Genomic DNA, 12833 nt, shown 5'->3' on the forward strand with positions numbered 1-12833 from the left:
TCCCAATTAGAATTTATACAGGTAGTATTCCTATTATGAATCCAGGACCGCAGTACGTTTTTTGGAACGCATATAAACTACCAATCCCCCAAAGGCCAGGATCAAGGCTATCGGAATCACCAGCGTAGCTTGCAGGATCTCCGGACCAGCAAGTTTTTTAGCTTCGGCCAGCGCCTGTTCAGAGGCAGTACCGGCAGAAGGCAGGTGTTTAACAATCAGGTTGTCATAAAAGCTTCCCATAAATATGGTGTAAATTGAAACGGCAAACATTCCCGCGCCTCCCATCAGGTTTAAGCCTAAAGCTCCGGATTTGGGGATGTTTTCGGCCACAAAACCAATCATCGTAGGCCAGAAGTAACAAACGCCGATACCAAAGATCACTGCAGCAAAGAAAACAGCGTTTCCGGTAAAGGTACTCAGCATATATAGTCCCGCTGCAGCAAATATTGCCGACAGGAGTAGTACTCCTTGTGGAGCCAGACGCTGTACTACCGGCTCGGCAAAACCTCTTCCGATCACCATAATACCCGTGGTAAGGGTAAGCAGTAAAATCGCATTATCGGTTACATTTTTAAGTAATAAACCTATCCACTGACCCGTAAACAGCTCCGTAATGGCAGTACCAAACATGCAGATGAACATAAAAATAAATAGCGGAGAAAGCACCGCCTTATACATATCTTTATTAGAATAACCAGATGAGACCCTTTCTGTAACCGGAAATTCCAATTTTGAAAACAGATAACCGTAAATCAAGGTAGGAATCAGCATCATCGCTACCTGTAGTTTCCAGCCTATGCCAAGATGCACAAAAAAGGTAACCAACAATGTTCCGATTACAATACCACCAGGGAACCATAAATGGAAATGATTTAGGCGTGTGGTTTTGTTTTCCGGGTATAGGGCAGCTACCAACGGGTTACAGGCTGCTTCCACAGTGCCGTTCGCAATGCCGATAAGCAGGGTAGACAAAAACAAAGTCCAATAGCCTTGTGCAAAAATAGTGAGTACAATTCCCGCAAGGTGAAAGATGAAAGCCATTACGAGCAGACGTTTCATCCCGATCAGATCGACTACAAATCCTCCGATCACAATAGCCAGTGGAAACCCCCAGAAAGCTGTAGCAGTAATGGTTCCCAGTTGACTTGCATTCAATTGGAAATCGATCCCGAGCTGATTCATCATCCCGGCCCGGATGCCAAAGGACAGGGAAGTAACCAATAAAGCGAGGCAACTCGCCCAGAATAGTTTGGTGGTTTTAATGTTAAGCATATGTTTAGGTTTATATTGGTTTTACTACTGGTGCTTTATTCTCAAGGCCATTCCGAGTATAACTGATGTATGCCCTCGTATACTACCTATGTGTGAAGAGCCAAATTAGGCAAAGATTTTAAAAATTGCAATCGATTGCCTATAAATAAGTAACCTTAAATTCCTATCCGGATTATCTGCTTATGTTTTCCGCCCATATCCTTTGGGCTGCTCAAAAGGAGATATGCTGATCTCCCTTTCCTTATCAGCTATATCTTTATAACTAAGTTTAAAAGCACAACCACCAATTACTTTCTCCTTGTCCAAATCTTCGTCTTTTATCATCTCAGCATTTGAATCCACAGGACTTTCTGCTCCCTTACCGGCATTCAAAGAACCTGCATAAACACTGTTTGAAACCGCTTTCCCATCGTCTTTGATAAAAGAGATATAAGCCTCCATGCGTTCTCCTGCATGGGCCGCGTCGATGCGGATACTGTCTTTCCCCTCAGCTCTTTTTGACCCGATCAAGTGATAACAGCTTACTTTTAATGCCGGGAAATAGATCATCAGCATGGCACGGTCATTATCATATTGGTAAGACAGATCAGCCGGTACGTCCCAGTTAAACTCGATTTCATTACCATCGGCATTCTGACTGATTGCAGGATTAACCGCTACAGGAAGATCTCCCATACTCACAAGCACTTTAGTATAATCCAGGCTGATGTTTGGATATTCCCCCTGAAGGGCATTCATCTTATTATAAGAAACCGCTTCATTATATTCGTTTTTGTCCGTTCCGGCAACCGCCAGACGGAATCCGGCCCGGATAACAGGGAGTGAAGGGCTCAGTATTTCATTGACCACCTTCATTTTCTGGCAATTTGCTTTTCTTGCGGGGGTAAGCGGCTTAGTGCTGATACCTATTTTTCTGATGATGTGTTTACCTTTTAAAGTATAACCTACCAGATTGCCGATTCTGCCATGGAACCCGCCAAATATCCCGTTTATTAATTTTCCCATTTTACTGCTTTTAATTAACTAATTAAGTTTAATAGCAGTAATTTACGAAATGTTTTGCATATAATATTAATATGCAACTAATTAAAGTTAATAGTTGCTGAGTGGTAAAAACGTTGTTAAAAGGTGTGACAGACCAATAAATGACCTATCAACCACCTATTAAAGATGAAGCAATGACCAATAAAATAAGTCTGGAAATCCCACACATCTTAACCCTATTTTCAATGGAGTTCATCAAATTGTTCTCAGCAATAAAAGAAGATTAGTAAGTGTGTGGGAAATATTCATTTTCAACGGTTCCGTCTTCATACAGATTGAGCATTGCATAACCTGGAGGAGTTTCCAGATAATAACCGGGACCAGCTGATTCCGCATCACCTTTGCCCCACCAAAAGCCACTCATCGCACCATTGCAGCAGTATAATACATCGTTATAACGGGTTTGATCGGATAAATGGTTGTGCCCGCTTAAACAAATCTTTACTTTATCACGATGCTTGTAAAATAAGTCTTTTAATTTTTTACAATCAGAATGACCGCCACCAACCAGGGCCTGCGTGGTACCTAAAATCGGATAATGCGACATCAGAAGGGTAGGTGTAGATGCAGGCAGCTTCTCCAACTCAGCTTTTAACCAGTCAAACTGCTCCTCATCCAGAGAAATGTTGCTGTTGTTCCCATCCAGTATTATAAAATGCCAGTTCTTTTTCCTGAAGCTGTAATACCGATGTGGAATTTTCAACCGTTTCACCACATAGTTTTTTCCATACATCTCATCTTCTTTGGAAGGGGCTTTCCACCATGGGTCATGGTTACCAATGCAGCTATGTAGTTCGTACTTATAAAGTAGCGCCGTGCATTCATCCCAGATACTCCATTGTTTAATCACCTGATCATAAGTTACCTGATCATAAGATGCGTCGTTAATGGAATCACCTCCGTTCAAAAAGAAATTGGGTTTGTGTTTAGTGATGATTTGTTTTAAGCATTGTTTAAACCTTTCAGGGGCATTTTCGCCTTCCCTGATGTGCACATCGGTAATGTGTGCTACAGTAAGGGCTAATTTCTTTCCTTTTGAATTTTTAGATTTATTTGTGGAAGCCAGGGCAGGCAATCCTCCGGTTGCTACCATACCTGTAGCCAAGCCTGCTGCCTTTAATAGAGATCTTCTGTTTAGTTTCATCTTTTTGTTTGTGTGATTATCAGGCTAATTTCCGATGGTTATATTACCATTAAGTTAGGCATAAATTAACAAATAGATTGAACGATTATTCAATTAAAAACAGTAAATCACTTAAGATACCTGCTCTGGCCGGTGCTACACAATTACACCATACGATTTTGATCCGCCAGAATTAAGTTTTGTTCGTAACTTTCGTCGGCATCTAATCCAAAAAAGTTAAAAATCTCTCGTTTGATGTCGATATTAACCGGGTTTCGCAAGTCATATTTGATATCGTATTGATGATTGCTTTCCCAATAGGGTTTATTTGACTGTGCTACAATGCACTCGCTGAGTTTTTTGGTGTCGACATCAAATCCAATTGACTCCTTTCTGTACGGATTTTCGTGGTAGCCTCCATATAAGCTTTTGTCTTCTACTATTAAATACTTATTGAATTTACCAATGTCCGTTTCTTTAAAAATAAGCCCATATTGCAAATAAACGGTATTTTTATCATTCGCGCTGATGCTTTTGCTGTAAGAAATGAGCATGTCATAATCGGATATTTCCAGCGGTTTATGACCGATTATAAACTTCTCACCATAATAAAAGTGGTTATCCATTACCGCTTTAGCAGGCAAAGCCATCGTTTTTGAAAGTTCGTTTAAATCAACATCAAGCGAATTACTTACTTTGTGGTAAACTTTAACAATCAGCGCTTTTCCCATCAAACTCGTTAAGCCGTAATTTTTAGCAGCTTTTAATTTTTCTGTCTTATTTCGTTTAGCAACGTCTATTAAAATTCTTCCAAAAGCATAATCTCTTCTATTTAACCGGAACGCAAAGAAATCACCTTCTTTGTAGTTAAAGTGTTTGCGCTCTGCCAGCTTAAAGGCCCCGATTTCTTTTAAATCGTTATCTGTTGTTTCTTCAATCCATTTAGCCAGCCATTTTTTAAGTGTTTCAAGGTTGCCTTTTTCAGCGAAACTTTCGGAATAATAGGTGGTTTGAGTGCTGAAGTTGGAAATCCCAACATAATCGCCTGAAAAACTAAAATAAACCCCAAATGAACTGAAGGATTGTGTAGCAGTAAAGTTGAGTTTTTTAGGTTTTCCCTTTGAAGTTTTAGGTAATAAGATGGTCCGGTTTTCGGTCGTTTTCTCCTCCAGCTCCTGTTCAAAATAGGAATGCTCCTTAACACTTATCCTTTTTCTGATGGTGTCACCGTCAAAATACAAATACATATCATTTAATTTCACTACCTCCCAGTTACTTTCTAAGGGATTTAGCCCTAAATATTTCCGTTGTTCGTTTGTTAGTTCAAATATCATTTTGCTCTGTTTTGCAGGTTATTATCTCATCTTTCTTGACTATCAATAGAAAAGACGCTAAAATACCGGTTAACTTCCACTAAAGCAATTACTATAAACCTGGTTTTTATATTATTATAGTATCTTTAATTACAATGTCTTTTATTGATTAAATAATTATATGAACAACAGCTTTAAACCGCGGATTCCCATTTATTTATGTGTTTTGATCTTTATCTGCCATACTGGTAGAGCCCAAACAAAACCGGCAATTATTCCTGAGCCGGTATCTTTAATTCAAGGTAAAGGAGTATTTGTGATCGACAAGAACACCTCTTTAATCATCCCCTCAGGTCATGCAGAACTCGCTACATTAGGTAGTCGTCTCAACGACTGGATCAGCTTGCAAACGGGCCAGATGTTGCCAGTAAAAAATAAAACAACGGCATCGGATCATGCGATCCGGATCGTACTGAACCCCGCATTAAAGACATCCGGTAACGACGAGGGCTATGAGCTATCCGTTACTGAACATGAGGTGAAGCTGCAGGCAAGAAAAACCGCAGGTATATTTTACGGCTTACAGACCTTGCGGCAATTGCTTCAGCTTTCCGCAAAAGGGGATAAGCAAGGAGAACAAAGCAGTTTGCCAGCGGTAGAAATTATCGACTATCCCCGGCTAAAATGGAGGGGCCTGATGCTGGATGTAAGTCGTCATTTTTTTTCAAAAGATTTTGTGAAAAAGTATATTGATGATATGGCCCGCTATAAATTTAATGTTTTTCATTGGCACCTGACCGACGATCAGGGCTGGCGCATAGAAATAAAATCATTTCCACGCTTAACGGAAGTGGGCGCCTGGCGTGTGCCCAGAACAGGCCAATGGTGGTCCTTTGAACCACCTCAAAAAAATGAAAAGGCTACCTATGGCGGTTATTATACACAAGAGGATGTAAAAGAAATTATTGCTTATGCAAAGGAAAGACACATCACTGTTGTACCTGAAATTGATGTTCCCGGCCACTCACTGGCCGCTATTGCAAGCTATCCTTATTTGTCGGCAACAGGGTATATTTATCCGGTAAACCCGGGAAGTAAATTTTATGATATTGATGACAATACCTTAAATCCGGCAGACGAACGTGTGTACACCTTTCTGGATAAAGTATTTACAGAAGTGGCGGCTTTGTTTCCGGGGGATTATATCCACATTGGTGGGGATGAATGTACTAAACTGTTCTGGCAGCGTTCTGCTGTAGTACAGGATTTCATGAAAAAACAGGGCATAAAAACAGAGCAGGAACTGCAAAGTTATTTTATCAAAAGAGTAGAAAAAATTCTGAAAAAAAAGAAGAAAAAACTGATTGGCTGGGATGAAATCCTGGAAGGAGGACTGGCCCCTGAAGCGATAGTGATGAGCTGGCGTGGGATGGATGGTGGCATAGAATCAGCCAAACAAGGACATCAGGTTATCCTGACACCTAATAACCATACCTATCTGGATTTGTATCAGGGTGATCCGTTACTGGAGCCTGATACCTATGATATGCTGCGTTTACAAAAGACCTATCAATGGAATCCCGTTCCTCCGGGTATAGACAGTACGCTGGTTTTAGGTGGACAAGGTAATTTATGGACGGAGTCTGTACCGAGCGGGCGACATGCCGAATACATGACATGGCCCAGGTCTCTGGCATTATCCGAAGTGTTTTGGTCGCCGGCAGCAAAACAAAGCTGGACTTATTTTCAGGAAAAATTAACCCCACAGTTTAAAATTCTGGATGCCGCACAGATCAGTTATTCTAAAGCGGCTTTTGATGTGCTGGCCACTGCAAAGTTTGATCAGCAAAAACAATTGTTAGTTGACCTGGGTACTGATATTGACGGCCTGGATATTTATTATACCCTGGACAATACCAATCCGGATGCATCGTCAGCCCGTTATAGCGGAACATCAATCATCATCCCCAAAAGCAGTTATCAATTAAGAGCCCAGTCATTTAAAGGGAATATTGCAGTGGGAAAATTGTTAATTGCCCCGCGCGAAGTATTGACAAAAAGAGCCGGAGACTAATAGAATTAAAATAACAATAAGCCAGATAAAAGGCCTAAAAAAAGCTGTCTCAAAAAAGACAGCTTTTTTTATCATTACGCTTTTTTTAAAATTAGTTAGTTAATTTTTTTGAATTACAATGGATACAATACCGCAGTTGCCTGTTTATCTTTTGTTGATAAAACAGTAGCTCCGCTTCCACATTGTCCACCATTCATTAATGATGACGCATCGGTTCCTCCAACGCCTGGTACAGCGATAGAAGTAGACTGATTGGTGTGTCTGAAAGATATGGTATGTCCAAATTCATGGGTAATCGTTCTTGTACGTTGTGCAAAAGAATTATTTTTAATCAGTTCCTGATTAATCCACACCACACTACCTGCTTTACCATTGCTGGTAGATAAGTAGGCTTGTCCACAGGTCGAACTTCCGATCGTATTGTCTACTTTGATCAAGATATCATAAGTACTGCCGGTAGTAAGCACGAATTTGATTTTAGAATTAGGTACGGTATTCCACTGCAGAATAGCCGCATCAATTTCAGCAGCCATACTGGTGACAGAAGGGTCAACTTTAACCAGAATGTTCGCGCTATTGGTTACCAGATAACCATTGTAGTACTGCTCTGTTTTTATCTTGCCATTATCTGTGGGAACTTCCATGTTTTTATCGACAACCATATCTCCATCAACGATATAGCGGTCTCCTTTTTCAACGATCTGTGCATCAGAGAACCCAAGGCTTTTGATGTACGCAAGAACTTTGTCTTTTTGTTCTGCTTTAGTTTCCTGATCTGCAGGAGTGTCATTCTTTTTTGAACAAGAGGTAATTAAAATAGCAAATACTGCGATGAGAGCAATGCTTTTAAATAGGTTTTTCATAGTTTGAATTTTAGGGATGATCGTAATGATTCTACAATTTAATAAATTATTATAGAATTGCATCAAAAAAAATTTCAGGTAATAGGGGGTTATTCTGGCAGGAATGGAGTACGATTTATGAAAATCACCTTAAATAACAGATCAAGTCCAAAAATGGATTTTAAAGAAAATTATAATCTAATTGATTTAAAATAAAAATCTAAATTAATTTTATTTAATAAATAAATTTTTATATTTAATAACAATTTGAATAACAGATTACATTTGTTGTTCAAATTACTATGAAAGAAAAATTAACGCAAGTCTCAATCTTCATGAAATCAATATCCTTTCAGTAATTTTTGAGAAAACAGTCGCAGGATTTTCTTGCGGCTATTTTACAAACACGCAAATATTTCACCTCATAGAACCACAGGGAATTCAATTAAACCATTATCAAATATTTAGCCTGTTATGAAAAAACCAAAAATTACTCTGGGAGTTTGTGCGCTCCTGTTTACTGTCTGCGGACTAACCCTTGAGGGATGTCGGAAAGACCCCGGCCTAAAGTCAGATGTTACACAAGTTGTTACCGAGAAGGGCATGCTTTCTTTATCAAAATCCAGCTTTGATCAAATGTATGCCCAGGCAAGAAAATCCGGAAAAAAAGAAGCTGCAACAAATTTGGAGCGTAGGTTTCCCAAATTTTTATCGATGCTTAGTACAAAGCAAAACGTAGTCAGTAAGACGGCACAGTCATTTGCAAAAAATACAACAATGTCCGGGAAGGTCAGAAGTTCCTCTTCCGGAAAAAGATCGGATGTAAGCAATAGCAGCCAGGATCCGGCACATATACCTGATTATGATGTGGTTCTTAAAGAGCTGGTAGATGATGAGGCTTTTCAAGCTTTGTTAAATGTAGAAGGAGAGATCGAAGTAGAAAATATCATTTATAAGGTAACCCCTTATGGTACTTTCTTTACAGATGCGAATAATACAGAAGCGCTGGAGACTGTATTTTCTACTGTTGCCTTAAATAATGATTACACTTTACGACTGGAAGATCAAACTACACCGATCCTAATGGAGTCGGTACAGGTACAAGCTACCGAGTATAATGATGTGAGATTATTAAATAACAGTGTTTATTTCGTGGATTCATTTATCGAGAAAGAATTACCAAACGTAGATGTGAGCGTTTTTCCAACCGATGAAGCGATAGATCCGATTGTTTACGGAGACCGTAATGGTTCTACCGGTACTCCTGGTCCTTCAACCCCGCCGGATAATACACCGACCTACACACCAGATAGATTGCAAACAAATTATCTCAGTACCCAGGCTGTTGTGAAAAGTCCGCAAACAACTGATCCTGCCTATCAGAATATGCTTGAATATGATATGGAATTTAAAAGTGGAATTGGTGGATTCCTCCAGACATTTTTCGAAAACTCTACCAGGTACCACAACTTCACCAGCAAATACAGGGTAAGTGCCCTTATGTACGACAGGAACTATGGTATCATCAAAACCATAGGTATAAAAGTGAAGTGTCAGAAAAAAGGTTGGTTTTGGTGGAATAAAACTGAAGCCCAGGAAATCAGAGCAGGATGGGATTATATATCCTATGTTGCGCCAGGTACTGTGCCGAAAATATCCCTGCCAAATTACGATAATCCACCAAGCATAGGTGCTTATTACCTGATAAACCCTACAGAAAATCCGCTTTATGGAATACCGGCGCCTTTTATTGATGCTTATGCAAAACGCTATAATTTATACGGTTTTCATATGAAAAGAGGAAGCAATGAAATATTTACGATCATGATCCCTGGTGGTTTTGTGCCATTCAAACCAGATGGTTATGCGATTCCATCGAGCAAATTTAAAGATGCTGTTCACTCCGGATGGAACGCGTTAAAAGGCGTTTTGCAAAAGTCTGCACCACCTGTTGGTCCATCTCTTGTAAATCCTGATGCAAATAATTATAAATTTCCAGTTTACTCATTAACGACCAATGAAGTGAAGTATTTGTCAATTAATGATATGGAAAACATGCCGAAAAGCTATAGCTCAACAATTGAAAGACAGGACATTCTGGATGGCAATAAGATTGCTACCTTTATTTCACCTTATGAAGTTAAAGCCTATAATACGGATATGATAGATATTCCACTGGACTTCTCTACTGTAGAATTCAATTTTTCTACTGATCCAAGTAAGTTTGCGGTTAACCTGACTCAGATCGCGAAGTCACTTTTAACGCCACAATTAGCGGATGGCTACAAAGTTAAAGCGGCATCTGTATTTGCGGCAGTGCGATGGAATAATGAATGGAAAGGCATTCGTCTGTATGTAAAAATGAAAGGTTAAACCTGGTATCAGTATGAAAAACAAGATCACTTTATTCTCCGTCGCTATGTTATTTTCGATCTCTGTAATGGCTCAGGAGGTAACGAAACAAGAACGAGGATATTTTAATCTGACGGAAATAGGGTATTTCTTTGGAAATAGGACGTTTGAATATCAAACTGCAAAAAACGCTTTTAAATCCACTACAGATGGCGCTTACTCGCTTAGTTTAAGAAATATCAATGGTGTATTTATTACTAACAAAATTTCAGTTGGTGCAGGAGTCGGCCTTGAAAACTATACCCTTACCGAAGGTAGTCGCAGTTACAACAATTTACTGTTGCTCTTTTTAGATGCCAGGTATTACTTTAAAAATGAAAGCAATACTTTTTTCGTCTATGGAGATGCAGGTGGAGCGGCCAAAATTGCCGACAACTTTAGCAAAGGGACAATGTTTAACCTGGGAATTGGATATAAGTTTAAAGTTGCTCCAAAAACCGCCATGACGGGTAGCTTCGGCTACAATGATCAAACCATCAAACGGGAGCCCGATGTCACGAGAAATCGATTTTATGGTTTCGCTGTCCGGGCAGGAATCTTGTTCTGATTTAGTAAAGGCTGCACCTGATAAAAGTGCAGCCTTTATTGTAATCAAATATATTCATGACAGTTATTTTATAATTTCAGAATAGTAACCAAAATGATAAAAAATATTTTTCTATTTAATAGAATATATAATTACATTTAATGGAGGGGAAATAATTCACACACAAATTAACCTTAAAAATGAATCTCATGAAGAAGTACCTAAATCCGAAATAGCAGATCTGCTACATTAATCAAATCCGTTCTCCCGTAAAATCATCTTTTTTTTATTAACCATATAGGCCATATTTTTATTGCCTGGGTAAAAGCCCATGTCCGAAATCAGCCTATCAAACCCTATTGTTATGAAAATGATCTTGAGAAGAATTGAGCTGGCGTTACAAAAATACTTTGAATCCAGAGAAAAGCAGATGATACAGGAGCAGGCTCCGGTGCCACAGGAAGAGTGGTTAGATAACCTTCAGGTAATAGACCTGTTGCGCATCAGTCCGCGTAGTTTCTATAGGTTGGTAAAAGTGTCCAACTGGAAGGTAAAACAAATAGGCGGAAGAAAATATTACCTTAAATCTTCTGTTCTCGAAAGCCAGTGATTTCATTTTGCTATGTTTGTTTATCAGTATAAACAACTGATTTACGTTAGCAGATGACCCATAAAATAAAATCGCTTACCATGCTTGTGCTCATCAGCACAAGCATTTTTGCCCAAAAACCGGTATATCTTCATTCTTTTGAGCCCGCTCCCCAATATAGTACCACAAAAGGAATATCCGGATCAGCGCTGGATCTTTCTGCAAATGCAGCCATCCGTAAAATCCTGACGGTTAAAAATCAACTGCATGAAAATAATGGAGATTTTTCTGTGATGATCTGGCTAAAAGCTTCCCTGAATTTAAGCCTGGATTATGATGTATTTTCCTCCACAAGCGGAACCGATAAAAAAACAAAAGGATGGAGACTGGGTGTTCAGGCAAACGGAGCATGGTGTTGGGAAGCCAGTGGCAAAAGCAGATACGAATATCATCCTACAGTAGAGCGACAAACGGTTAAAGACAATAAATGGCACTTACTGGCCTTTACTTATGCAAAAGAGAAAGAGGAAATTCGTTTATACTATGACGGTTTAAATACGGCAATCTATTATTGCCCCGGCTTAGATTCCCTGAATGCAAAAGAACTCTTTATCGGAGGGCGCATCGCAGATCCAACAAATTCATCCAGTGCAGAATACCGGGACCAATGGCATGCCTTTAATGGTGTACTGGATCAGGCAGGCTTATATGCAGAAGTGTTGAATGCTGATTTCATCAACCAGCAATATCAGATTCATTTCCCGGCGCTAAACGTAGGAAAAAAGCAGTTATCAAATGAAAAACAAACGCTTAAAGTGATGAATTTCAATATTTTTCATGGCGGTAATGAAACAGGAAAAGAAGTAGGAGTAGAGCGGATTGTGGAAGTCATTAAAAACTCAGGGGCAGATGTGGTTTCCATGCAGGAAACCTATGGTTCAGGAGCAAGGATTGCCGATAAACTAGGCTATTACTTCTATCTGAGAAGTACCAACATTTCCATCATGAGCCGATATCCGATGGAAGAAACCTTAAATGGCTATAAGTCCTTTTATAATGGAGGAGCCCATATCCGCTTATCGAAAGATCAGAAGATCGCTTTTTTTGCCAACTGGCTTAATTTTCCGACCGACTATTGGGGTGATCTGGAGAAAAATCAGCAACTGAATGCCGATACGCTGGTAAAACAAATGGACAAAGGAAATACCGGAGACCTGCGTAATATCCTGGAAATCATTAAGCCTTATACCGATCAATCAGAACAGGTTCCGGTGATCTTTTGTGGCGATTTTAATACCGGATCTCATCTGGACTGGATTGAACCTACCAAACACCTGAATGCTGGTCTGGTAGTCCCATTTCCTTCCGGTCTGTTATTAATGAAAAATGGCTTTAAAGATTCTTTCCGGGAAATACATCCCGATCCACTTAAGGTAAGGGGGATCACCTGGAGCCCCATGTCTGATCAGGCATTTAAGGACCGGATCGATTATATCTATTACAAAGGCTCAAAAATAAAGGCCGTTGCTTCTGCTACAATTGATCAGCATCCGGTAAAATATCCATCCGACCATGCCGCATTGCTGACTACCTTTAAAATTCAAAAATAGCTGTCAATTAGAATGATTGACAGCTATC

10 protein-coding genes are annotated in these 12833 nt (G+C 39.6%); 5 read left to right on the forward strand and 5 right to left on the reverse strand.

What is annotated here, in order from left to right:
- Positions 1 to 33 precede the first annotated feature (33 nt).
- The 4 genes from BFS30_RS23265 to BFS30_RS23280 all read right to left on the reverse strand — a co-directional run bounded on the left by BFS30_RS23265 (position 34) and on the right by BFS30_RS23280 (position 4773).
- Positions 34 to 1272, reverse strand: a complete 1239-nt coding sequence (locus BFS30_RS23265) for an MFS transporter (protein WP_069381486.1) — start codon at positions 1270 to 1272, stop codon at positions 34 to 36.
- 180 nt (positions 1273 to 1452) lie between these two features.
- A complete protein-coding gene (locus BFS30_RS23270; protein WP_069381487.1) occupies positions 1453 to 2277 on the reverse strand; it encodes a DUF6266 family protein in 825 nt (274 codons plus the stop codon).
- Between the two features lie 262 nt (positions 2278 to 2539).
- Positions 2540 to 3460, reverse strand: coding sequence for a metallophosphoesterase (locus BFS30_RS23275; protein ID WP_069381488.1), 921 nt, complete (start codon positions 3458 to 3460; stop codon positions 2540 to 2542).
- Between the two features lie 143 nt (positions 3461 to 3603).
- Entirely contained in the window at positions 3604 to 4773 is a 1170-nt protein-coding gene (locus BFS30_RS23280; RefSeq protein ID WP_069381489.1) for an immunity 26/phosphotriesterase HocA family protein, read from the reverse strand.
- Positions 4774 to 4933: 160 nt separating this feature from the next.
- On the opposite strand from BFS30_RS23280, the gene BFS30_RS23285 reads away from it, so the two are divergent.
- A complete protein-coding gene (locus BFS30_RS23285; protein ID WP_083252208.1) occupies positions 4934 to 6826 on the forward strand; it encodes a beta-N-acetylhexosaminidase in 1893 nt (630 codons plus the stop codon).
- Between the two features lie 113 nt (positions 6827 to 6939).
- Here BFS30_RS23285 and BFS30_RS23290 read toward each other — a convergent pair whose 3' ends face one another.
- Complete coding sequence (locus tag BFS30_RS23290) at positions 6940 to 7689, reverse strand: M57 family metalloprotease (protein WP_167353189.1); 750 nt, start codon at positions 7687 to 7689, stop codon at positions 6940 to 6942.
- 453 nt (positions 7690 to 8142) lie between these two features.
- Here BFS30_RS23290 and BFS30_RS23295 point away from each other — a divergent pair, with 453 nt between their 5' ends.
- The 4 genes from BFS30_RS23295 to BFS30_RS23310 all read left to right on the forward strand — a co-directional run bounded on the left by BFS30_RS23295 (position 8143) and on the right by BFS30_RS23310 (position 12805).
- Positions 8143 to 10041 (forward strand): hypothetical protein, encoded by a 1899-nt coding sequence (locus tag BFS30_RS23295; RefSeq protein ID WP_069381491.1) that lies wholly within the window; start codon positions 8143 to 8145, stop codon positions 10039 to 10041.
- Positions 10042 to 10054: 13 nt separating this feature from the next.
- Positions 10055 to 10627, forward strand: a complete 573-nt coding sequence (locus BFS30_RS23300) for an outer membrane beta-barrel protein (RefSeq protein WP_157263020.1) — start codon at positions 10055 to 10057, stop codon at positions 10625 to 10627.
- 343 nt (positions 10628 to 10970) lie between these two features.
- Positions 10971 to 11216 carry a hypothetical protein gene (locus tag BFS30_RS23305; protein ID WP_157263021.1) on the forward strand — a complete coding sequence of 82 codons (246 nt, stop codon included), beginning with the start codon at positions 10971 to 10973 and terminating at the stop codon, positions 11214 to 11216.
- Between the two features lie 53 nt (positions 11217 to 11269).
- Positions 11270 to 12805 (forward strand): endonuclease/exonuclease/phosphatase family protein, encoded by a 1536-nt coding sequence (locus BFS30_RS23310; protein ID WP_069381494.1) that lies wholly within the window; start codon positions 11270 to 11272, stop codon positions 12803 to 12805.
- Positions 12806 to 12833: the final 28 nt, after the last annotated feature.

Source organism: Pedobacter steynii (genome assembly GCF_001721645.1).
GTDB lineage: Bacteria > Bacteroidota > Bacteroidia > Sphingobacteriales > Sphingobacteriaceae > Pedobacter > Pedobacter steynii_A.